Genomic DNA, 22,471 nt, shown 5'->3' with positions numbered 1-22,471 from the left:
AACGCGGCGGAGTGGCTTCCTCGGAAGCCATAATTCTCTGAACCGTTATGGGCTGCAGTCATATTCAGGGACGGCCCAAGCCTCGGTAGCTCCATCCAGCCGCGCGCCATTTAGCAGAGTCGAGAACGTTGCGACCATCAAGAATGCGCGGCGAAGCAACCGACGCGGCCAGCGCGTACGGTTCGAGCTTGCAGTACTCCTGCCATTCGGTGAGTAGAAGTAGCGCGTCGGCTCTCTCGACAGCCTTCTCAGTATTTGATTCGTAATGAAGTTCGGGAAACCTTCGTGAAGCGTTAGCCAGTGCTTTGGGATCTGTCACAGTGACGACCGCCCCTTGCAGTTGGAGCTGAGCTGCGATGCTTAGAGCAGGGGAATCTCGCACGTCGTCGCTTTCCGGCTTAAAGGCGGCGCCGAGCACAGTGATGCGTTTACCCAGAAGTGACCCGCCACATAGTTCGCGCGTGAGCTCCACTACGCGAGTTCTGCGACGCATATTGATGGCATCGACTTCGCGCAGGAAGGTCAGGGCCTGGTCGGCTCCCAATTCGCCCGCGCGCGCCATGAACGCGCGGATGTCCTTCGGCAGGCATCCCCCACCGAATCCGATGCCGGCATTGAGAAACTTTCGTCCGATACGGTCGTCCATACCGATAGCATCGGCGAGTCGGGTTACGTCGGCTCCGGCAGCTTCGCAAAGCTCAGCCATAGCATTTATGAACGAAATTTTTGTAGCTAGGAATGAGTTGGCTGCAGTCTTCACTAGTTCTGCCGTTGGGTGGTCCGTCACTAGTCGCGGCGTGCCCGAAGACAACGGCGTCGAATAAACCTCATCTAGTATGGCCACGGCCGAATGGTCTTCAGAACCGTCTACTACCCCGTATACGAACCGGTCCGGGCGCAGTGTGTCGGACACGGCGTGGCCTTCCCTTAGGAATTCGGGGTTCCAGACGAGATGGGCAGAAGGTTCTTGGATTTCCACTAATTCTGAAAGGCGTGCAGCTGTTCCGACTGGAACGGTGGACTTTCCCACAACGACATCACCGGGTGACAAATGGGGAAGTAAAGCAGTTACTGCTGCGTCGACGAAGGTGAGGTCAGCCGCGTTTTCCCCTTTCTTTTGGGGGGTTCCGACGCAGACAAAATGAACTGCGCTTCCGGCCGCGGCTGACATATCCGTCGTAAACGAGAGGCGACCCGTAGCTTGGACTTCCTTGAGCAGGTCCTCCAGTTCGGGCTCATAGAACGGCGCCCTAGCATCGGAGAGCGCTTCGATTTTGCTTGCGTCCACGTCGATGCCGATTACTTCATGGCCGAGCTTTGCCATGCAAGCGGCGTGGACCGCTCCAAGGTAGCCGCAGCCGATTACTGAGATGCGCATTTGTTGCCTTCCCCAATTCCAGGTTGAACATAGAGCGGCCAGCTAGATCTGGTCAGACCGCGCCAGTGCTTGCAAATACTGCTTTGAAAGTCTTGAAAAGGATCACGATGTCGCCCATAAGTGACCAGTTCTCTACGTAGTAGAGGTCGAGCCTGATGCTCTCCTCCCAACTGAGGTTTGAGCGCCCGCTCACCTGCCAAAGTCCGCTCATTCCGGGGCTAACGTATAGGCGACGATGGGCCGCGTCGTCGTAGAGAGCCACTTCACCTTCGCGCTGAGGTCGAGGCCCAACCAAGCTCATACTTCCACCCAAGACATTCAGGAGTTGCGGGAGTTCGTCAAGTGAATACTTGCGGAGCGTCCGTCCGAGTGGCGTAATGCGAGGATCGTTCTCGACCTTGAAGAGCGGTTGGTTGCTCGATCCTTGTGCTTCCAATAGCTTGTGAAGCTCAGCATCCGCGTCCACTTTCATGGAGCGGAATTTGAGCATGTGGAAGGTCGTCCCTCGCAGCCCAATGCGCTCCTGTCGATAGAACACTGGTCCAGGGTCCGTGACGCGGACAAGTAGGGAGAGGATCAAAAAAATGGGTGATAAAGCTAGTACGAGGATCCCTGCCACGGTGATGTCAAAGGCGCGCTTTGCAACTTTCTTTCCGCCAGTCAATTTTGGTGTCGAGACGTGAATCAACGGCAGCCCGGCGACGGGCTGGGTGTGTATGCGAGGCCCAGCAATGTCCGTAAGTGCAGGCGCCAAAATCATGCCAATATCGCGCGCTGCCAGTTCCCAACCCAGACGGCGTAAGTCCTGTGGATGCATGTTCACTCCGGCAGACACAGCGACCGCATCGACATTGCTGCTCAAAATTATGGCCAGAATGCTTTCGAAATTCGACTCCACGCCTGTGACTGGGACACTGATCCCAAAGGTATGATTCATTTCCACGACAGCACCAGGTAAGTGCGCTGCCACGGGCGTGTAGCCTGCGGCCGGCGCACTGTTCAAAGAACGAATTAGATGGGCTGCGGAATGCGGTCCTCCAATGATAAGGACCCTGGAACTACTTTTTCCTTGCTTGCGTTCCAAGCTGAGGTGCTGCCGCACCAACCATCGGGCGGCAAGGAGTCCCAGCGCACCAGCGGGAAATGCCAATCCAACGAATCCTCGGGCGGTATCAATTCGTAGGGCGTAGGAAACCACCGCTACAAAACCAAATAGCCACGCTGAACTCGCAATCACTCTTTTATACTCTTCGGATCCTGATCCTAAGACCCGCGGCTCACGAGACCCCCAGAAACCTAGCATCAACCACCACGCGACTATGAGTACGGCTGACAACAGCACATAATCGACGTCACGATCATTTTCGCCCTGCAGTTCAGTGAATCCAAACCTAACGACGAATGCCCCCGCCACGGCCCACAGGACCGCAAAGGCATCAACTAGCTTGAGCCGCGTAGAGTACTTACGCCTCCATTGGTCATGCCCGTGCATTTTTTCCACTTCTACCCCCGTGCGCGACCATCCCAGTATCGGACTGTATATTACTGCGTCGGTGACGGAGCTATGGTGCAAAGCAATATTACTGCGTCCAGGGGTAAGGAGTGGCGGGTACTTCGTTAACAGGTTGTAAACGAGTACGTGTTGTGAACCTCACAAAGAGTCGTGTACTTGGTACCGGGGGACCGATGCGGAAGCCGCCCCTATGAGGTCTATGACTGTTGGGGAGCTGGAGGCCTGAAGAAACACTGCCGTCACTCATATGTGATACTACTTAGCGCGAGTGAGAACACGTCTCTTGCGGCGGGGCATCAAAGGGGGACATGGCATGGTCATTCAGAACGAAAAAATTGTGCAGGCTCAGACGCTGGTCGTTCATGAGTGGTTCGCCTCGATTGGCGGATCCGAAAATGTGGCCGCTGCGATTCGGGAGGCGATCCCGGGATCGGACCTTCTCTGCTTGTGGAAGGATCGCCAGGTTGCAATTCCGGGACGAGGCGAAGTGTTACAAACAGTACTCACCTTTCGTCCGTTTCACGGCAGGAAGGTACTATCACTACCCCTTATGCCCGTGATTTGGCGCTGGACTCGTGCCCGAACCCATAGCGCAAGGGTAGTAATTGCCAGTACGCACCTCTTTGCGCACCATGTCGCAGTGCCGAGAGGGACTCCGAAACTGCTCTATGTCCACACACCCGCTCGATACATTTGGGAGCCGGGCCACGACCACCGAGGGCAGGGTTTTCTTGCAAGATTGGCGTCAAAGGTTCTTCAGCCACTTGACCGTCATCGTGCGCAGGAGGCGACTGACATCGCCGCCAATAGTGAGTTCGTGCGAGACCGAATCAAACGAAGTTGGGGGCGCGACGCCCGCGTCATCTATCCACCTGTGGACGTCGAAGAAATTCAGGCAGTTTCGAATTGGGAAGCGGAGTTGAATGCCGACGAAGCGCGAAAGCTTTCCCACCTTCCTGCCGGCTTCCTCCTTGGAGCTTCGAGGTTCATTCCCTATAAAAGGCTCGATCTCGTAATAAGAGCGGGGGAGCTCACCGGGATGCCAGTCGTGATAGCCGGCTCGGGCCCCGAAGAGCAGCGTCTTCGAACCCTTGCAGCCAGCGCTAAAGTAGACGTGCATTTCGTGATTAGGCCGTCTACCGCGTTGTTGCGTGCTTTGTATCAAAGGTCCTCCCTTTACATATTCCCAGCTGTCGAGGATTTCGGGATTATGCCGGTTGAATCCATTGCTTGTGGCACGGCCGTAGCGGCCAATAGAATCGGCGGAGCAAGTGAATCTGTAATTGACGGAGTAACTGGCGCTCACTTTGATGTGGACGATGAGGACTCGCTGAGAAAGTCCATTTTGATTGCGCTGGAGCTGGACCGATCCAAAATAAAATCCTATGCCGCACCATTTTCAAAGCAGCGATTTCAAGCGGAAATCATCACGTGGAGCAAGGAGTTCATCTCGTGATTCTGATTGTCACGGCCTTGAAAGAAACTATGTCCTTGAATTGGAGTGCTTCGCACGGAAGCAAGGAATTTTTGCCTGCGGGTCCTGCGTAAACCTGGACGAGTCGGTCTCTTGGATCTGAAAGTTGAAAGAATTGCTTACGAAATCTAGTCAGAAGGCCGCTCCGGCTCAGTCGCGGCGCCTGACACTGATCAACAGTTACCGTATGAAGGAGGCCCGGCGCTTGGTCGAGGCGGGGACCTACCCTGCTCAACATCTTTGGGGCACCTGGGACCTTCCGAGCGCGTGGCACATCGCAGTCACCGATCTCTGTTTGAACCATGTGGGGGAAAAGACACGCATACTACAGACGTTCCTCAAGCATTTGGAACGGTTTGTAGGTGATCCAGTTCAGGCTCTGTGGGCAATTTCCGGCCGGAACAGGGGAAGTATCGTCTACGCTGCGAATCCAAAAACGGGTACTTTAATCGCCGTGCTGAAACGTCTGCGACTCATTCGCGTTCCTTATGTCGTTCTCGTGCATAGCTATCCGATTTCACCGTGGGCTCGCTGGTGTTTGGGGGCCGCGGATGCGATTCTCGTTTTCAGCGAAACCATCAAGCGTCGGATGATTAGCGACGGCTTTACAGAAGGGCAGGTCACCGTTGCGTATTGGGGGCCGGACCGCACATGGCGAGAATACTTTCAAGACACGTCGACCAACGTCTCCGACTTTATCTCTGCGGGGAAAACTAACAGAGATTATGGAACTATTAGGGCCTTGGGTACGGAAGGAGTTCTAGATGGAAACATCCTGGACGGCCACGAGGTTACACATTATCGAAGCGGCGAGACGACTGTTACGGCCGGACGACCCAGCTATCCCGAAGTGATGAAGCTCATGGCGGCTTCGCGTGTAGTGGTAATACCGCTTCGTGATTCATCGATGTTGTCTGGGCTTACCGAGGTGTCTGATGCTATTGCACTTGGCAAGCCGTTGGTCATGACCAAAAATGATTGGATGCCGATTGACATCGAAGCTCTGGGGATCGGAGTGTGGCTGCACGATCGGCGTCCCGAAAGCGTCCAAGCAGCCATCGAGCTCGCTTCGCTCATTCCATCGGAGAACGTAGTCCGTGTCGCTGATTGGTTCAATATGCAAAGCTTCTCCAACACCCTAAATGGGGTATTGGAAGATCTTAGGACGGGACACCGGTAGTAATATGAGTGTGAATGAACCCTTGAATGGTATAAATTCGAACTTTTCTCCCAGAGCTCGCATTTTGGTCCTTACCATAGCTTTTTCGCCTCGGGATGAAACGCAGCAAATAGTAGATAAATTTAGGATGCTCGCTGCCACGGCCCCCGTGGACGGTATGCGCTTTGTCATCTGGGACAACAAGTCCTGGGGATTGTCCAGCGTCGATGATGTCAATTATCACTCCTCTCCCAATGGAAACATCGGGTTTGGCTCCGCGGTAAACCGTGTTCATGAGCTCTATGACTATGATCGAATTCTCCTTCTCAATTCCGACATTGAGATGGATCCTGAATTGTTCAATCGGATAGTGCTGAGAAACTATGAGCTTTCGGAAACCACTATATGGTCGCCCACTCTGCTCAACGCGGACGGTTCTCTTCAGACTGCCCCAGAATCTCTGTACATGAGAACACCCGTCCAAGAAGTGTTCGATATTTTTGGATTCCCAGCCAAGCGTCAGCGCCGCGCCCAGCCTCTGTACTACGTAAGAGGTGCCGTCTTTTCGATCTCTCGACGCTTGCTCCAGCAGTCCGGTGGGTTTGATGAGGCCTTTTTCTTGTATGGAGAGGAAGCCGACCTGTGTTTCAGGTTGGATGGTTGCTGTGAACTTGTGGTTGATCCCGTCGTATGTGTGATTCATCACGGTAGTCAGGGGAATAAGGGAAAGTCTCGGGAGGCGCTGCGTCATTCCTACAACGCCCGCGTTTTGCTGCATAAAAAATACAGCGGATCTCTCGCCGCCCGCGTCGTCCAGATTGCCGTCAATTGCGCTACTACCGCCCGGGACGCCAAGAGCTTAGGTACCCAGTGGGCTCAAAAACTGTCGGCGGCTGTTAGCCGTTGACTCGCGGCCGAAGAAGAAGAGTGAGCTCCAGGCGGCAATTGCTCGGGCCCTTAGCGACAAGGCTGGTTACATACCCTCTCACGATTGGGTGCAGCCTGGTGACCGCTGCTCTGCTCATTCAGGGTGCATCTGTGGAGGACTATGCCGGCTACACACTTGTGGCGAGCATCTTGCCGATACTGGCTTTCCTTGACTTAGGGTATGGCGGCGCGGCAACTAACTGGGCCACTGAGTATGCGAACACGCCCGAGCCGACGGCTAGACTGTTGCTTCAGGGACGCCTCAGACGGGCCCTGGGAGCCGCGTATGTCCCCACCGGCGTTGGTTTAATTTTGGCAATAGCATCCTCCATCTGGGCCGCCATGGCGGATATGCGTTGGTTACACATCCCCATTTCGGTACTATCTATAACGTTTGCCGTGTACGTATTAAGTATTCCATTCGCGATTATCTCAAAGTTGCTCATCGGGACGGGCCGGACAACGCTTTGGATTATCATACAGATGATTCAGCCACTTGTTGCTTTGAGCTTTGTTGCGATCACTATTTGGCTCAGGGTCACCTACATGATCCCAGTCGCGCCCGCGGTCTCTTTGCTGGTCATGTGCATTGTTGGAGCAAAATTTGGACTGGCCTCTGTGAGAATTCCACTCTCCGGAGTGCTGGGGAACCGCGATAAAAGAGTTAACAATGAAGCCCTGTTTTCCTCTGCGTGGCCAATGATGATAATTCTCATCGCCAATCCTCTTGCCCTGTCATCCGATAGGCTTCTTCTCTCATGGTTTGGGAACACAGACGATGTGGCTTCCTACTCTCTGGGGGCCCAGCTATTCTCGCCAGCTTTAGCCCTGCTCTCAGCTACAGGCTTGGCTCTCTGGCCGCATTTTGCCAAGAAACGGTTCGTTGGTGATGACACTCGTCCGTGGAGAATGGTTTTTATCTTCACAATGGTGGCTGCGATTGGGAGCGCCGCACTAATTGCGCTGAGTCCATGGCTGGCTGATCTCATAAGTGGAAACAAGATCCAACTCGCCCTCGTCCTCGTTATCTGTCTGGCAAGTTCACTTGTGGTGCAGTCCGCACAGCTTCCTATGGGCATGTATATGATGCATGGATCAGGGCCCAAATTTCAGGCGGCCCTGCTTGTGTTCATGTTCGTATTGAAGTTCTTCCTGAGCTTTGTTTGGATTCCCACAATTGGTCCAGGAGGACCGGCTTTGGCCACCGCCGTGGCAATTACGGTATGCCAGCTGGTCCCAGGCGCATATTTGATTGCTCGACGGGTGGCCTAGGTACAAGATGCAAAAACAGAGTCTGCACAAGATACAACAACAGGGTTTTATCGAGCCCACTTCGAAGTCTCACATTGGGGACAAAGCGATTGCAGTCGTAGTTTCCGTCACTGCCCTCGTTCCATTGCCAGGAGTGAATATATTCACCGGCTCGATATTAGCGGCTTGTTTGCTTTTCCCTGTCTTAATAGCCTTCCTACGTTATGAAAGACGACTCCTGAAATTCGTCTGGCTAGCAATGGCCGTCGTCGTAATGTCTCCTCTGTCAGCTGCGCTTGCCGGTGCCAGTGAAGCTGGAATGCCGCAGTGGGAGTGGGTGACGCGCCCCTTATCTCTAGCCATCTCAGTTATTGTCATCTATTGGAGTTCACAGACAATAGGCGTTACCCTCAGTGTAATTCTGGCAATACCCGGACCGATGCTATTTGACCTCGTTACGCGCTCATCACAGGGTAATAATTGGAAGTACGCCGCCTCAGTCTGGGTAACGGTAGGTCTGCTTGTTCTTGTTCATAAGTTGGGCTTGGTCTGGAAAATGGCGGCCGTTTTTGCCATTGTCATATTGTCGGCTCTCAATGACACGCGGGGAATAATTATTATGGTGGCCGCGGGCGCCCTTGTTGAGCTGCTATCGCGCACGGGTAAAGCTCGAATGTATAGAGTCGTTACTTCCTCGATTGCTACCCTGCTGTTGGTTTGGAGCATTTTTCAGCTTGCGTTAGCGGGCGTATTAGGTTCAAATATTCAGCATACAATGATCATGCAGACGCAACGCGGTCCCATGGCTCTTCTTCGTACCGCGAGACCTGAATCTGGTGGAAACATATCACTAGTATTTTCTGATCCGCTGCGCTTCATCATTAGCGACAGTGTTACGGCCGAACAAGCGGCAATTGTACGTAACTCCTTTGCCCAAGTGGACCGAGACCCAAATTCACTATATGTCGACCGCGGTATACTGCACGGCGCCGAACTACATTCAGTTGCTGCTGACCTTTGGTTACATCTTGGAACAGTCGGTCTACTGCTTGCCGTGCTTTTTTTCGGCTTCTTTCTACTTCTTGGATTTCAAGGTTTGCGCTCAAATCTACCTCTGACCACAGTTGTTGTTTTTATCGCTCTTCGGGGAATGTGGGATCTGTTGTTTTCGCCAGTAAGTGATACGAGATTTTGGCCTCTTTTTATGGTACTGGGTCTAGTCTTTATGTCTCTTGAGAAAGGAAGTAATGCAAAAACGAGTTAGCGTCATTATCGCTGCAAGGGACGAAGAGAAGCGGATCAAGCGGTGCATCGATAGCTTAATTGCATCACTCGGTCCGGAGGACGAGATAATTGTTGTCAACGATGGATCTACGGACGGTACGGGGCGAGAACTTGCCCTGTTTGGTAGCAAGATCCAAGTACTGACCAATGAAGTGTCAATGGGCCGGGCTGCCTCACGCAATGCGGGAATCATGGTTGCGAAGGGGAAGTACATCGCAATCCAAGACGCCGATGATGAAGCTTTGCCAGGGCGGATCGAAATTCCAGTTGGGATGCTGGAAGGGGACGAGCACCTAGTGGCCGCGAGCGGTCAATGTGTGGCCGTAACGGACGGAGGACACTACTGGCGTCACAACAGGTACCCAACTTCGCGCGAAGAGGTGAAGGAGCAGTTTGAGGCGTCTGTCATGGCCGTATGTCACACTGGCTCCGTAATTCGACGACGCGCTCTCGATGAGGCTGGGCTTTATGACCCAACCTACATTCGGGCGCAGGATTTGGAACTCTTTAAGCGACTGTCCAAGTTGGGCCCAATCGAAAGCTCACCGCTTGATACTGTTTTGTATACACACAATGCTTGGCTGAGCTGGGCGTACTGGACACTTAGTCGTAAGCATCACGATGCCATTGCGGGACGTCCTGCACTTTCCTTCCCTCTCACGATTTTGAGGTACTTACTGGCAATGACCAGACGTTCGTTGCGATTGGTAACGACTCACGCGAGCGCGAAGGCCGCCCTGATCCGAGCCAGGGCAGTAAACGCATGATTGTCTTCATCGATCCGTACGAAGGACGAGGTGGCGGCCAGGCAGTCCTCGAGGAAATTCTGGGGGTTTTCGCTTCCAGAGGCCACGAGTTGCTGTTAGCAATGCCGGCTGCTGGACGATCAAAAATTGTCATTCCGGAGTCTGTTGAGACCTGTGAAATATCTCAATTGGAGTCCGTCATTGCGGACAGACCAAGTGTCCTCGTTTCCAATGCCAATTCGAGTCATATCAAGACCCTTATTTTTCAACACTCCCTTCGTAAGAAGGGGAATGTGTGTCGTGCGATAGCAATTCTTCACAACTATCCGAGAAATAGACTTCGGAAATTTGCCGTAAAGACCGCCGTTGCCCGTTTTGATGCTGCCATCGCTGTCGAACCTGGACTGTCAATTCTCCGGAGTGACGTTGTAATCCCGAGCTGGTTAAGCGCGGCGCCCAAGCAGCCAGTGATTAGTCGGGATCGAAGCTTCGACCAGAAGATCATCAAGTGTTTCGCGAGACCGGACCCGTCCAAGGGGTTGCATTTGCTTCCGGGGATTTTCGCTGCCATGGAACGATTGGGGTTCACCTGCCAGGTTGCACTGGGGGACGCTCTTGAGAGCAATAGTCGGTACGTCACCAAGCTCACCAGCGACCTAAGTCCATGGTTGGTGAGAGGCCGACGCGGCCCGGAGTGGCTGGAGCCCGGCGATATCTTCATCATTCCCTCTGTTTATGGGGAAGCGGCCTGTCTTTCTGCTCAAGAGGCCATGTCTAGGGGTGCATTTGTTGTCGCCTCCAGAGTTGGGCTCATGCCGTATCTCTCCCCCACGAACGAAGGAATCCGGACGTTTGGCGCGGGAAGCGAAAAGTCGGCAATCGCTGTACTCGAAGAAGTCGCCAAGTTAGAATCCTCTGACTTCCAGAGTGAATGCCTAGCTGGTGCACGAGAGATATCCCGTAGGAATGGGCGGTGGTATTCCGATGTCGCAGGTTTACTTTCCCAGGAGGATTCGAAACTGGTGGTTAGCAATTGATGACTCACGGTGGACCCACCGAACATTCATGGTCTCCAAGCCTGCATTCCATTACAGTTTTCGACAGTGACGCATCGAATCCCTATAGTGAGGAGCTCGTCGAGGTTTTAGCGGGGAGTGGAATCCAGATCAGCTTTATCGGTCCAGTTGACCACCACCTTGCATCCGACAAATTGTGTCTCCGCCCGAGGTTCCGGCGTTCGACTTTGATCGCACGATTGCGAGAGGCTTCATCATTAATCAGGCTCGCCACACGGACCTCCGTCGCTAGCCCGGTTGTAGTGGTCTGGGCCAGGCCTTACCAGAAGCTGATCCTCTCCTTTCTTGCCATCGTTAAGAAGAAGTCCGTCTACTACATTGTTCACAATCCCGAAAAATCTCGTTGGCCGGTCGGCATTCGAAAAAAAATAGAGGAATTGTTGCTTTGGTCGTCCCAACCGATTGTTCATTCGGACGGCTTGCGACTAAAGCTTCTGGATTTTGGTCCTTACAGTGCCGAGGTGGTCGTGCATCCACCGTACATAGCGTGGCAATCTCGGTTAGGGGCATCGCACACACGGCGCGACGTCAGCGGGCAAGGGCTCAACCTACTGGTGCTCGGACGATTGGAATTGGACAAGTTCCGTAGTATCGCCGCCCTAGCCGGCGCCCTCGACAAGCTACCTACTCCGTCGACGCTCAGGTTGCTTGTGCGACCCGCTGTGGATTCATTGCCTTCAACTGTCCGCTTAACCTTGGAAGATCGGTCTCGAAATGATTGGATAGCCGACGCTGAACTCGCAGAAAGTCTTCGGTGGGCAGACGTGATGATTGCACCCTATGAAGCCGTCACCGAAAGCGGTACGGTTCAGCTGGCGCTTACACTTGGTCTTCGCGTCGTGGCCTTTCGTGGCGGAGCCTTGGATCAGAGCCTCGCGCCTCACGCGCTGGCTCAGATGGGTGACTTTGACGACCTAACCCGGGCAATCGTTGAGGTCACTAGAACCCAGTCGAGTACTTCGAAGTGGACGCCTCCGGCAAGAGCGGCCGAATGCTTGGAAACTTGGCGCGCAGTGCTTAATAGGGTGTCGTAGATCTCATTTCCGGCATGCACAACTAATGGCCAACACTTGTGCAATCCTCAGTAATTGAGTGCGCGGAGTGAAACCGTTTCGCAGGCTGATGGTGCGGGGTTGTAACATTGCCTAGGAGACTGTGCAGTAATTTTCAGTAAATATTGACAGTCAATTGTTGGCTGTCCACCGAGGGGACCTGAATCTTGGATCTGCATGACTACGTGCGCGTTTTGCGCCGCAACTGGATGCTTATTAGCGCCTGCGTTCTCGTTGGCCTTTCATCTGGCGCAGGCGCGTCAGTGCTGGTTCAGCCCACCTACACCGCAGAGACTCAGCTCTTCGTTGCGATTCAGGGCTCTGGATCAGTCAGTGAGTTGCAGCAGGGCAACACGTTCAGTCAGGCGCGCGTTCAGTCCTATGTGAAAACTGTGAGAACTCCTGTCGTTCTGCAGCCAGCGATCGAAAGCCTCGGCCTCGACACTTCGGCCACCCAGCTCGCCGAGAGGGTATCCGCCACCGCGGATCTCAACACCGTGCTTATCAACATTGCGGTAGTTGACACTTCGGCCGTCCAAGCGGCCGCGACAGCTAAGGCGATTGCTGCGAGTCTCATTCAGGCAGTTGACAAGCTGGAGAAACCGGAAGCTGGAGGAACTTCGCCAGTAAGACTATCTATTGTCACACCGGCAGAGGCGCCTGAGTCGCCGTCTGCACCAAATTCCAAAGTTAACCTCGTACTGGGACTATTGGGCGGTCTGGTCGTCGGTGTGGCGTTCGCCGTCGTTCGAAGCCTCGTCGACACGAGAATCAAGGGCGAAGTAGATGTCAAAGCGTTGACAAACGCGCCTATCTTGGGAGGTATATCTTTCGATGGAGATGCAGCCACCCGTCCCCTCCTCACTCAAGCTCCGCACCAGAGTCCCCGTGCAGAGTCGTTCCGTCAAATCCGAACAAATTTGCAATTTGCAAATATGTCCGGCCGGGCGAAGAGCGTTCTAGTCACATCTTCTGTCCCAGGCGAAGGTAAGAGCACGACGGCAACGAACTTGGCCATCGCACTGGCGCAAGCCGGCAACTCCGTCTGTCTGATTGACGCGGACTTGCGACGTCCCATGGTGCACGAATATCTGGGCCTTGATCGAAGCGCTGGTCTAACGACGGTACTTGTTGGCTCGGCTACCATCGATGACCTACTTCAACCTTGGGGCGAGGATCAACTTTATGTTTTGGTCTCTGGGCAGATCCCACCAAATCCAAGTGAGATGCTCGGCTCCGAGGAAATGAAGAATCTGATACAGGGCTTGGAGCAAGTTTTTGACACGATCATTATCGACGCGCCGCCACTCCTCCCTGTTACCGATGCTGCGGTGCTTTCACAACACGTCGGCGGCGTGGTTCTCGTTGTGGGTACTCAGCAGACAAAGAGCCAAGAACTGTTGAAGTCGCTCTCATCGCTGGACATGGTGGAGTCAAATATTTTGGGTGTGGTACTAAATCGCTTGCCTGCCAGAGGACCAGATGCCTACGCTCAGAGCTACTACTCCTACGAGTCCCATCCCGTTGAACCAAAAAAGACATATGACCGCGCCAAAGCTGGCGCTGCTCCTACTGCAGACTTATTTGATTCAGATCAAACCGTGTCCAGTGCAAAAAGCTACTCAGACCAGCTAGCCAAGTTTCAGTCGAGATCCTCCTCAGACACGTAGACCTTTGCCTAACGCCTTCGAGCCATGTTTTTTAGACGCGCAAACGAAAAAAGGTTACGGTCACTTTGTGAAGTTTAAGGAGCGATAATGGGAGCTCGCAGCGATGCAAAGCGCACTCTTCATGACATGTTGGTGAACGGCCTTGCCGCAGGTGCATTTGGTATTCCGGCTTTAAGGGTGAAGCTGCTGAGGTTACTCGGTGTACAAATCGGACAGGCAACTAAGATCCACGGCCGCTGTTGGTTTGGCGGAGTTGACATAGAGATAGGCGAACGCTCCTGGATCAATTACGGCGCTACGTTCGATAATGCGGCCAAGATCGTAATCGGAGACGATTGCTTGGTTGGTCCGCAGGTCATGTTCCTAACGAGCAGTCATGACATCGGACCAAGCGAACGCCGTGGAGCTGACGCAACGGCAATGCCGATTTCGGTAGGCAGCGGTTGTTGGCTTGGGGCACGAAGCGTAATCATGCCAGGCATCACTATAGGTGAAGGGTGCGTGATTGCCGCTGGAAGTATAGTGACCCGGGATTGCCCACCTAACACCCTGTTCGCAGGGGTGCCAGCACGTGCGATTCGGGAGCTTGATGTGAAGGACACGGAGTTTGGGCAGCAGGCAAAGGCCTAAGGGAGTCTGAGGTGCACGCATTCAGCCTGAGGTGCACGCATTCAGCCTGAGTTGACGTTTCCTCTCAGGAGGCATGCAAACTCTATGTGCAAATCGCGAATGCATTGACGGTCGGAGGGATAGTTGACGCCCGGTCATTAGATAAGGCTTCGTGTGGCGCCATTGGCAATGTTTGGGAAGCGCTAGCCGTGTCAGCGCGCGTCGATGTCCTCAAACACGAGAAAAGTTTGAGTATCCAGGACGCCCGGCATGGATTGCAGCTGGTCGAAGATCACCCGCCGAAGATCAATATTGTCGATGGCGCGCACGAGCAGAATCACGTCAAAGTCGCCACCCACGAGAGCGATGTGGTGCACCTCAGGTATGGCGCGCAGCTGCTCACGCAGTTCACGCCACGAATGCTGGCTCACCTTCAACGTCACATAGGCGGAGGACCTTAGCCCTGCCTTGATCGGGTCAACGAGCGCGGTGAACTTAGTCAGGACACCGTCCCCGGTGAGCCTGGCGATCCGGGTGTAGGCGTGCGCCCGTGAGATGTGAACGTTCTCCGCCACCTGGGTGACGGACATTCGGCCGTCCCTGGTCAGCTCCGCGATGATCCTGCGGTCGATGTCATCCAGTTGCGCTGGTTCCGTGCCCGCATCCGGTGCTGCCATTCTGTCTACTGCCCCTGCCCGTATCCTGCATCACATTTACAATTCGTCTTCCAGAGTAGGCCTATGGGCCGTACTTCTCCAGAATTTCAAAACAGGCTGGATACGAAACCTGCCGTAGGACGATACTGGGGGTGAATAGTGGCTACAGAAGGACGGACCAATGACGATCTCCGCAGACCACACTGCACCGGAGCAGGCCGGCAGGGCGCCTGCCGAGGACGCCCTCACAGAGGCCGCCAAAAAGTTCGGCATCACGGCCGAGGACTATATGCTCCCGGCCCGGCACCAGATCCAGATGGTGGACCCGGACGGCCGGCTCACCCCGGTTGGTGAGCAGGGCACCGAACCCGGTCACGAGTACCCCTTGCCCGGCGATGAGGAACTGCTGGCAGCGTACGAGCAGCTCGTGGTCGGACGTCGCGTCAATGACCAGAACTCCGCGCTGGTCCGGCAGGGCCGCATGGCCGTGTACCCCTCCAGCCACGGCCAGGAAGCCTGCCAGGTGGCCGCGGCCCTTTGCCTGTCCGAGGGCGACTGGATGTTCCCCACCTACCGCGACGCCGTCGCCGTGATGACCCGCGGCGTGGACCCCGTCCAGGTGATGACCATCTTCCGCGGCGACTGGCACGGCGGCTACGACCCCGCCAAGCACAAAGTGGGCATCCAGTGCACCCCGCTGACCACCCAGCTGCTCCACGCCGTCGGCGTCGCCCACGCGGCCAAGCTCCGCGGCGAGGACACCGTGGTGCTGGCCATGTGCGGCGACGGCGCCACCAGCGAAGGCGACTTCCACGAAGCCCTGAACTTCGCCGCCGTCTTCCACCTGCCCGTGGTCTTCTTCGTCCAGAACAACAAATACGCCATCTCAGTGCCGCTCTCGCACCAGTCCGTTGCGCCATCGCTCGCGCACAAGGCCGTGGGTTACGGCATGGCCGGCGAACGAGTGGACGGCAACGACGTCGTCGCGCTCCTCGCCGTCCTGGACCGCGCCGTGAAACTCGCCCGGGAAGGCTCCGGCCCGCTGCTCGTGGAAGCCAACACCTACCGCATGCAGGCCCACACCAACGCCGACGACGCCACCCGCTACCGCCAGGACAGCGAAGTGGCCGAGTGGCAGGCCAAGGACCCGGTGAACCGGATGCGGACCTACCTCACCGGCCGCGGGCTCCTGGACGCCGACGGCGAGGCCCGGATTTCCGAAAAGGCGGAAGCGGTCGCCGCCCAGCTGCGTGACGGCCTCGGCGAGGACGTTCCCGTGGACCCGCAGGAACTCTTCCGCCACGTCTTCGCCAAGACCACGCCGCAGCTGAAGGAACAGTCCGCATTGCTCGCCGACGAACTCGCCCGCGACGCATCATCCCAGGAGGCAGCACAGTGAGCCCCACCGTCACCACCTCATCCGAGGCCAACGGCAACGTCAGCGCCGCCACCGCCCGTGCAGCCGCATCGGCCGCCGCCACCGCCGAAGCCGCCGGCCCGCAGCCGGTCACAATGGCCAAGGCGCTCAACAGGGCGCTGGCGGACGCCATGCACGCCGATCCCTCCGTCCTGGTTTTTGGCGAGGACGTGGGCATGCTGGGCGGGGTCTTCCGCATCACCGACGGGCTCACGGCAACCTTCGGGGAGCAACGCTGCTTCGACACCCCGCTGGCCGAATCCGGCATTGTGGGCATGGCCGTGGGCATGGCCATGAACGGCATGCGCCCGGTGATCGAGATGCAGTTCGACGCCTTCGCCTACCCTGCGTTCGAACAGATCGTCAGCCACGTCGCCAAGATGCACAACCGCACCAAGGGCGCCGTGAAGCTCCCCATGGTGATCCGGGTTCCCTACGCCGGCGGCATCGGGGGAGTGGAGCACCACTGCGACTCCTCCGAGTCCTACTACGCCCACACGGCCGGCCTCAAGGTCTTCACGCCGGCCACTGTTCCGGACGCCTACCGGATGCTCCGCGAAGCCATCGATTCGGATGACCCTGTGATGTTCATGGAGCCGAAGAAGCTGTACTGGTCCAAGGACATGGTGGACCTGGACGAGCTCCGGGAGCAGCACTCCGCCAACGCGAAGTCGGGCCGGTCCTCGGAAGGCCGTGCCGCCGTTGCCCGTCCCGGCACCGACGCAACGCTGATCGCGTATGGCCCGTCAGTTCCCACCGCGCTCGCTGCCGCCGAGGCGGCCGCCCTGGAAGGACGCTCGCTGGAAGTCATCGACGTGCGCACCATCGTCCCGTTCGACGACGAAACCGTCTGCGCGTCGGTGCGGAAGACCGGCAGGGCCGTGGTGATCGCCGAAGCGCACGGCTTCGCGTCGGTGTCCTCCGAAATCGTGGCCAGGGTCCAGGAGCGCTGCTTCCGCCACCTGGCCGCCCCCATCCGCCGCGTCACGGGATTCGATGTCCCGTATCCGGCACCGAAGCTTGAGAAGTACTACCTGCCCGGCGTGGACCGCATCCTCGACGCCGTCGACGACCTGCAGTGGGAGAACTGACATGAGCGAACCGAAAGTATTCCTGCTCCCGGATCTGGGCGAAGGCCTCACCGAAGCCGAACTGATCGGCTGGCTCGTTGCTGTGGGGGACGAGATCCGTGTGGACCAGCCCATCGCCGAAGTGGAGACCGCCAAGTCAGTGGTGGAGGTCCCGTCCCCGTACGCCGGCACCGTTGCCGTGCTTCACGGCGAGCCGGGCCAGATCCTGGACGTGGGCAAGCCGCTGATCTCCGTGACACCGATGGGAGCAGCTCCGATGGTTGAGCCTGTCGAAACCAAGCCTGTCGAAACCGGGCCTGTTGAGACCCCCGCCGGCCCGGTGGTTGAGCCTGCCGAAACCGAACTTGGCGAGACCGCAGATGCCACAGAACCGGCGCATGCGGCGGCAGAAGCTTACCGCGAGGAGGAGAAGGCCGGATCCGGCAATGTGCTCATCGGGTACGGCACCCCGGGCGGGCATGGCGTGGCACGGAGGACGCGTCCGCGGAAGGCATCGGTGGCGGTGGTTGAGCCTGCCGAAACCAGCCCCCTCGACGACCTGTCCCTCCTACGGACCCGCGTTCCGGGCAAGCTCGGGGCGGTGATTTCCCCGCTGGTCCGGCGAATGGCCCGCGAGCATGGCGTTGACCTGGGCGAGCTCCATGGCTCGGGGGACAGCGGACTGATCATGCGCAAGGACGTTGAGGCGGCCATCCGGACGGAAGAGCCGGTGGAGATTTCGACGCGCTCAACCGACGAAGTTCCGGTGGTGGAGGCCGAATCTCCGGTGGTTGAGCTTGTCGAAACCCATGGCTTGGACCCACGGACAGGTCTGGGTATCTCCTCCCGGACGCCGGTCAGGGGTGTGCGCAAGGCTGTGGCCGCGAACATGGCACGCAGCCGCTCGGAAATCCCCGAGGCGACTGTCTGGGTGGATGTGGATGCCACCGCGCTGGTTGAGCTGCGTGAGGATCTCAAGGCAGGCTCATCCCAGGTGCCGGGGTTGCTCGCCTTCATTGCTCGCTTTGTCACCGCGGGGCTGAAGAAGTACCCGGAGCTGAACACGCGGATTGAAACCGCAGCGGACGGTGCCCAGGAAATCGTCGGGTTTGACGGGATCAATCTCGGCATCGCCGCCCAGACCGACCGCGGCCTGGTGGTGCCGTCCGTCCGTGGGGCTGAAAAGCTCAGTGCCCGCGAGCTGGACGCGGAGATCCGCCGGCTCACCGACGTGGCCCGCCAGGGCAAGGCAACCCCGAGCGAACTGGGCAGCGGAACTTTCACGCTGAATAACTATGGGGTGTTTGGCGTGGACGGATCCGCCGCGATTATCAACCATCCTGAAGTGGCGATTCTAGGCGTGGGGCGGATCATCGATAGGCCGTGGGTCGTGGATGGCAAATTGGCGGTCCGTAAGGTCACGGAGCTCACGCTGACTTTCGATCACCGAGTTTGCGACGGCGGGACGGCTGCAGGATTCCTTCGGTTCGTTGGAGATACGATCGAATGTCCAAATTCTGTTTTGGCTGACATCTGAATTCTGAAGATCACGAGGGTGTAAGGCCGTTTCTTCTTGGTTTCAATGGCACCTCGTTTAGGCGCACTCTTCGTAACAGGTTGCGTTCGGATGGTAGCAAATTTTAGCCGATGGCGGCGTACACCATACTTGCTCCACCTGTAAGTGTTGTTGGAACCGATGGCGGCAGATCGCTCTTTCCAGCGAGATATCCGGCGATGCGCGGAGGAGCCAGCGACAGCCCCTCTACGTTTGGTCCGGCGCCAGCGAATGTTGGCAGACTGGCGCCACTCACGATAATTATCCCGATGGCATAGCGCTGACCTGGAGTCAGAGTGTAGACGGGCGAACTGAACGCCCTGGTGTATTGAGTGAACGTTGCCGAGAAAAGAGAAGTGTCATTAACCGTTGAGGCCACCAACGTCAGAGTGTTGTCGGCATTGACCAAGTAAAGGCCGATCCTGGCCAGAGTTGGTATTGACGCGGCGGCTCTATCCGCTGTGGCTAGGGTCACGTTGGCCGCCGAAGTCGCTGACCGGGCAGTAAAGAATGTTAACGTCAGCCGACCGCTGGTCATCTGCACGTTCGAATTGGCGCTTGAACGCGTCATGGTTTCCTCGCCTGGCGTCCTATTTGCTGTTAGTGACGCCCATTCTGCCCCGGTAAGGTCTGGGCCCATTTGAGTTGAAAACACGTCACTGTAGAACTGCAGGCCGCTGTTGTATGCAAACTGAAGCCTCTGAGCGTCCTGATTGGACGTGTTGCCGTTGATGAAGGACCGATTAATGTGCCGAAGCACCCACGCGTTGGCACCGTTGTACTGGGTTAACTGAGGATGAGGGGAGTTCTGAACGCTCTGACCGGGGTAGTCAACGCACCAAACTTCGTACTTGTCGAGCACGTTTTGTTTGCCGCCGAGAACGAATGCGGCGTTGCCACGGAGCACGGTGCCCCGGATGACATTGCGACCATTCGAGCCCGTGATCTTGATGGGGACTGAAGTTGCGCCAAAGTTGTGGACCCTGACGTTCAGATTCACGCGTTGAACATTGACCGTGGCGCTGCCAAGTTCGATACCTGTTTCGTTTGTGTGGTAATCGTTCGTTCCGTACACGATCCCTTCCCACGAAACTGCATCGACAAGGACCCTGATGTTGGCTCCCGTCGCCCCCTCGCTTTGGCAGTTGATAGCCTGGCCTGAGTGCTCGAAGATCCAGCCATTCCCGTGATAGCCCCAGACATGGATGTGGTTCCACATCTCGCCCCCTGAGTTGCCTCGGACGTGTATGCCCGTCGTCCCGTAGTGGCCATATGGCCCGGAGACGACGTAGCCATTATTGAAGGCAGAATCGTGCGGGCCCCGCCAATCGAGCCCAACTCCCCAGTTGTCAGTGATTTTGAAGTCTGACCATACAGCTTCCATATTGCCGCCTGAGTTGTTTCCCCACTCTGAGAGGCAGGCGCCTGCGGAGGACCCCTTGATCTCTACTCGGGTCATCCGGTATCCGCATCCATAGACGCGCATGGTCAAGAGCGCCATGTTGGTCTGCCCTCCTGCGTTTCCATCCAGAGTGAGGTCTGAGATGCCCCAGCCGTTTTCACCCCCTGTGACGTTTGTTCCGGTGAGGGAGGCAAAATTCGGTACATCGATCAGGTGCGATGTAGCGGCGTTTTTGAGCCGTATGGTAGTTCCGCCAACGCCTGTACCGATCAGATGGACGCCTGACTTAATGAGTAGCCCGCCGCTGACGTAGGTACCACCCTGGAGTCGGACAATGCCTCCGCCGGCGGTTGCGGCCGCGTCGATGGCAGATTGCAGAACGACAGTATCCGTGGCGGCATCGCCGGTCGGGGCAGCAACGTTTCGGGCATATGTCGCAGAAAGGTCGGGGAGCTGGATTGATGGGATCTTGGATTTCGGGTCTAGTGTCGCGACGCCCGAAGCGACACCCTTCTCCGCCATGGGCACGTAATCCATCGAGGGATTTTTATCATTTGGGCCAGCATGCGCGCCGGTGGCACCCAAGGTGGACATTGCGGAAGCACCCGTGAACGCAGTTATGAGCGTTCCAAAACGAAGTAACCCGCGCCGCTTTACACTCGTAGCAGAGTCCCGTGCCGGCTGCTCTCTGTTGCTGGCCTGATTACCCACGGCCGGACCGCCCCCCGAAAGGTGGCAGGGAGTCTACCTCCATGCGATCGTGACCGCTTCCGTCACGGTTCGATGTTCCTAGGGACGGATTCTTCGTTCTTTCCTTGAGTCCCATAATGCACGAATGTGCCTTTCTAAATTCCATCATTTGAGCCCTCCGAAACACGCAAATTTTCGTCTACACGAGGCTATTTGTTTGGAATTTTATAAACCACAGTGGGTGATACGCGCTTTGTTGGAAGACGGTACTCAGTAAAGGTTCTAGTACTCAGTTTCAAGTGCCAGTGCCCTACGAAAACGCCTTTACTTTACTAGATTGATCAAATGTGGACCTAACTTTGATGCGAAATTGAGGGAATCTTTTGACAACCCAACTCAGGCTGGTGGCGAAGGTGCGGGCGTCGGATCTACGGAGTACGACTTGCTCACTGACGAAGGAACCCGGTCTTCGCTGTCCCGAAGTTGTTGTGGAAGTGCAGGCACGTAGGAGGAGGAGGCTGATTCGAGGGCAACTGAGAGGCGGGGAGTTCGCGAGACGGTGGCAGTCCAGCGCGTTACTCCGACCGTGGAGTGACCGAAAGCGCGAGGAACGCTGCCGTCAGGTGTGGGCCAGTGGGGGGCGAGTCAATTCGCTTCGTTACTCTGGCATCTGCCCGCATTTGGGATTCCGTGCATAGGCTCAGGATCGTGATCCTTAGTGCTTCGGTGTTGGACTACGCCCGGCAGGGAAAGACTACGTCCGGCGCGAATGCGCAGCTGGAAGCGGTTGTGCGGGGTTCTCGTCGGTGGCACCCAGGAAGGTGCCAGACCCGGGGTGGCTCCAACGTCACGTTCATATAAGAGAACCTTTCCCGTATAAGGAGACGGTTCCCTAGGGCGCCTTTTTCGGTCATGGGAATTGCGGGTACACGATGCAATATGAACCCGAGCCGTGGCAGCCTCCTTAGCCCCGCGCTTGGGCTTGCCAAATGGCGTGGTCACAGCAGCGGGCGCCGGAACGTACTAGTGCCCGCTTCCCCGAAACGGTGTGTTACGCCCGCATCGACCACGTTCACGCGTTCGGTCAGGCCCAGCCACACCGCTGCTTCGTCCTGAGTGGTGCCGGGCGGCCGACCCGGCGGGGTCCAAAAACGGCTGCTGGGTATATGGCGAGAACCATGGCTGCCCGCCGTGGCTGGCGGAATGTGCGCGTACCGCGAGCTGACTTCAGGCTGTCGGGGTCATCCGGTTGCGCGTTGTTATTCGCCAGTTCCCCCTATATTGACCCGACAAGTGTAAGCACCATCTTGCTGTGTCCGCGGCGAACGCCGCGGTAGGGGTGTAGCCCTCAGATCAGCGGCGCACGTCCGAGTGCTCAAAGCACTGGACGGTGGCAACCATCGGGCCGCCATCGTCGGCCTTCTGGTAGACGGTGACGTGGTTGGTGGTCCTGCCGCACGCGGCGCAGAAAGTCTTGTGTTGTTTAGTCCCCATACGAGAGATAATACCCAGTATTAGGTTTCCGCACGGTAAACATTACTG

The 22,471-nt window shown here is 56.7% G+C and carries 17 protein-coding genes; 12 read left to right on the top strand and 5 right to left on the bottom strand.

Going from position 1 to position 22,471, the window contains the following annotated elements; translation table 11 throughout:
• Window positions 1–64: 64 nt before the first annotated feature.
• Entirely contained in the window at window positions 65–1,378 is a 1,314-nt protein-coding gene (locus ABV518_RS14735; protein ID WP_367767975.1) for a UDP-glucose/GDP-mannose dehydrogenase family protein, read from the bottom strand.
• A 52-nt stretch (window positions 1,379–1,430) separates the two neighbouring features.
• The gene (locus ABV518_RS14730) at window positions 1,431–2,870 is read right to left on the bottom strand and encodes a sugar transferase (protein ID WP_367768278.1); all 1,440 of its coding nucleotides are present in this window, start codon (window positions 2,868–2,870) and stop codon (window positions 1,431–1,433) included.
• 334 nt (window positions 2,871–3,204) lie between these two features.
• Here ABV518_RS14730 and ABV518_RS14725 point away from each other — a divergent pair, with 334 nt between their 5' ends.
• The 9 genes from ABV518_RS14725 to ABV518_RS14685 all read left to right on the top strand — a co-directional run bounded on the left by ABV518_RS14725 (window position 3,205) and on the right by ABV518_RS14685 (window position 14,160).
• Window positions 3,205–4,347 carry a glycosyltransferase gene (locus tag ABV518_RS14725; protein WP_367767973.1) on the top strand — a complete coding sequence of 381 codons (1,143 nt, stop codon included), beginning with the start codon at window positions 3,205–3,207 and terminating at the stop codon, window positions 4,345–4,347.
• A 124-nt stretch (window positions 4,348–4,471) separates the two neighbouring features.
• Window positions 4,472–5,545, top strand: coding sequence for a hypothetical protein (locus tag ABV518_RS14720; RefSeq protein ID WP_367767971.1), 1,074 nt, complete (start codon window positions 4,472–4,474; stop codon window positions 5,543–5,545).
• A 127-nt stretch (window positions 5,546–5,672) separates the two neighbouring features.
• Window positions 5,673–6,431: a hypothetical protein gene (locus ABV518_RS14715; protein WP_367767969.1), complete on the top strand. Its 759-nt coding sequence runs from the start codon at window positions 5,673–5,675 to the stop codon at window positions 6,429–6,431.
• Window positions 6,432–6,529: 98 nt separating this feature from the next.
• On the top strand, window positions 6,530–7,723 hold the full coding sequence (locus tag ABV518_RS14710) for an oligosaccharide flippase family protein (RefSeq protein ID WP_367767967.1): 1,194 nt from the start codon (window positions 6,530–6,532) through the stop codon (window positions 7,721–7,723).
• A gap of 7 nt (window positions 7,724–7,730) precedes the next feature.
• A complete protein-coding gene (locus ABV518_RS14705) occupies window positions 7,731–8,966 on the top strand; it encodes a hypothetical protein (protein ID WP_367767966.1) in 1,236 nt (411 codons plus the stop codon).
• Window positions 8,950–9,753, top strand: a complete 804-nt coding sequence (locus tag ABV518_RS14700) for a glycosyltransferase family 2 protein (protein ID WP_367767965.1) — start codon at window positions 8,950–8,952, stop codon at window positions 9,751–9,753. Before ABV518_RS14705 ends, ABV518_RS14700 begins: the two co-directional genes overlap by 17 nt.
• Entirely contained in the window at window positions 9,750–10,769 is a 1,020-nt protein-coding gene (locus ABV518_RS14695; protein ID WP_367767964.1) for a hypothetical protein, read from the top strand. Before ABV518_RS14700 ends, ABV518_RS14695 begins: the two co-directional genes overlap by 4 nt.
• A 1,258-nt stretch (window positions 10,770–12,027) precedes the next feature.
• On the top strand, window positions 12,028–13,530 hold the full coding sequence (locus tag ABV518_RS14690) for a polysaccharide biosynthesis tyrosine autokinase (RefSeq protein ID WP_367767962.1): 1,503 nt from the start codon (window positions 12,028–12,030) through the stop codon (window positions 13,528–13,530).
• Between the two features lie 87 nt (window positions 13,531–13,617).
• Window positions 13,618–14,160, top strand: coding sequence for a DapH/DapD/GlmU-related protein (locus ABV518_RS14685; protein WP_367767960.1), 543 nt, complete (start codon window positions 13,618–13,620; stop codon window positions 14,158–14,160).
• Window positions 14,161–14,351: 191 nt separating this feature from the next.
• Here the strand turns inward: ABV518_RS14685 and ABV518_RS14680 are convergent, their stop codons facing one another.
• Window positions 14,352–14,816 (bottom strand): Lrp/AsnC family transcriptional regulator, encoded by a 465-nt coding sequence (locus ABV518_RS14680; RefSeq protein ID WP_367767958.1) that lies wholly within the window; start codon window positions 14,814–14,816, stop codon window positions 14,352–14,354.
• 160 nt (window positions 14,817–14,976) lie between these two features.
• Here ABV518_RS14680 and pdhA point away from each other — a divergent pair, with 160 nt between their 5' ends.
• The 3 genes from pdhA to ABV518_RS14665 are packed head-to-tail and all read left to right on the top strand — an operon-like array spanning window position 14,977 to window position 18,819.
• Window positions 14,977–16,194: a pyruvate dehydrogenase (acetyl-transferring) E1 component subunit alpha gene (gene pdhA, locus ABV518_RS14675; RefSeq protein WP_367767956.1), complete on the top strand. Its 1,218-nt coding sequence runs from the start codon at window positions 14,977–14,979 to the stop codon at window positions 16,192–16,194.
• A complete protein-coding gene (locus ABV518_RS14670; RefSeq protein WP_367767954.1) occupies window positions 16,191–17,303 on the top strand; it encodes an alpha-ketoacid dehydrogenase subunit beta in 1,113 nt (370 codons plus the stop codon). Before pdhA ends, ABV518_RS14670 begins: the two co-directional genes overlap by 4 nt.
• Window position 17,304: 1 nt before the next feature.
• Window positions 17,305–18,819 (top strand): dihydrolipoamide acetyltransferase family protein, encoded by a 1,515-nt coding sequence (locus ABV518_RS14665; protein WP_367767952.1) that lies wholly within the window; start codon window positions 17,305–17,307, stop codon window positions 18,817–18,819.
• A gap of 103 nt (window positions 18,820–18,922) precedes the next feature.
• Here ABV518_RS14665 and ABV518_RS14660 read toward each other — a convergent pair whose 3' ends face one another.
• Together ABV518_RS14660 and ABV518_RS14655 are read right to left on the bottom strand one after the other, a co-directional pair.
• Window positions 18,923–20,776: a hypothetical protein gene (locus ABV518_RS14660; RefSeq protein WP_367767950.1), complete on the bottom strand. Its 1,854-nt coding sequence runs from the start codon at window positions 20,774–20,776 to the stop codon at window positions 18,923–18,925.
• A gap of 1,506 nt (window positions 20,777–22,282) precedes the next feature.
• The gene (locus tag ABV518_RS14655) at window positions 22,283–22,423 is read right to left on the bottom strand and encodes a hypothetical protein (RefSeq protein WP_367767948.1); all 141 of its coding nucleotides are present in this window, start codon (window positions 22,421–22,423) and stop codon (window positions 22,283–22,285) included.
• Window positions 22,424–22,471 lie beyond the last annotated feature (48 nt).

Origin of the sequence: Arthrobacter sp. HS15c (genome assembly GCF_040812005.1) — a bacterium.
Taxonomy (GTDB): Bacteria; Actinomycetota; Actinomycetes; order Actinomycetales; family Micrococcaceae; genus Arthrobacter.
The sequence above is the reverse complement of the archived record's forward strand: the minus strand, read 5'-3'. Positions and strand labels throughout refer to the sequence as shown.

Coding starts and splice junctions, on each gene's coding strand:
- ABV518_RS14735 (WP_367767975.1), bottom strand. CDS start 1,378: ATGCGCATCTCAGTAATCGGCTGCGGCTACCTTGGAGCGGTCCACGCC.
- ABV518_RS14730 (WP_367768278.1), bottom strand. CDS start 2,870: ATGCACGGGCATGACCAATGGAGGCGTAAGTACTCTACGCGGCTCAAG.
- ABV518_RS14725 (WP_367767973.1), top strand. CDS start 3,205: ATGGTCATTCAGAACGAAAAAATTGTGCAGGCTCAGACGCTGGTCGTT.
- ABV518_RS14715 (WP_367767969.1), top strand. CDS start 5,673: ATGCTCGCTGCCACGGCCCCCGTGGACGGTATGCGCTTTGTCATCTGG.
- ABV518_RS14705 (WP_367767966.1), top strand. CDS start 7,731: ATGCAAAAACAGAGTCTGCACAAGATACAACAACAGGGTTTTATCGAG.
- ABV518_RS14700 (WP_367767965.1), top strand. CDS start 8,950: ATGCAAAAACGAGTTAGCGTCATTATCGCTGCAAGGGACGAAGAGAAG.
- ABV518_RS14695 (WP_367767964.1), top strand. CDS start 9,750: ATGATTGTCTTCATCGATCCGTACGAAGGACGAGGTGGCGGCCAGGCA.
- ABV518_RS14685 (WP_367767960.1), top strand. CDS start 13,618: ATGGGAGCTCGCAGCGATGCAAAGCGCACTCTTCATGACATGTTGGTG.
- ABV518_RS14680 (WP_367767958.1), bottom strand. CDS start 14,816: ATGGCAGCACCGGATGCGGGCACGGAACCAGCGCAACTGGATGACATC.
- pdhA (WP_367767956.1), top strand. CDS start 14,977: ATGACGATCTCCGCAGACCACACTGCACCGGAGCAGGCCGGCAGGGCG.
- ABV518_RS14665 (WP_367767952.1), top strand. CDS start 17,305: ATGAGCGAACCGAAAGTATTCCTGCTCCCGGATCTGGGCGAAGGCCTC.
- ABV518_RS14660 (WP_367767950.1), bottom strand. CDS start 20,776: ATGGATTACGTGCCCATGGCGGAGAAGGGTGTCGCTTCGGGCGTCGCG.
- ABV518_RS14655 (WP_367767948.1), bottom strand. CDS start 22,423: ATGGGGACTAAACAACACAAGACTTTCTGCGCCGCGTGCGGCAGGACC.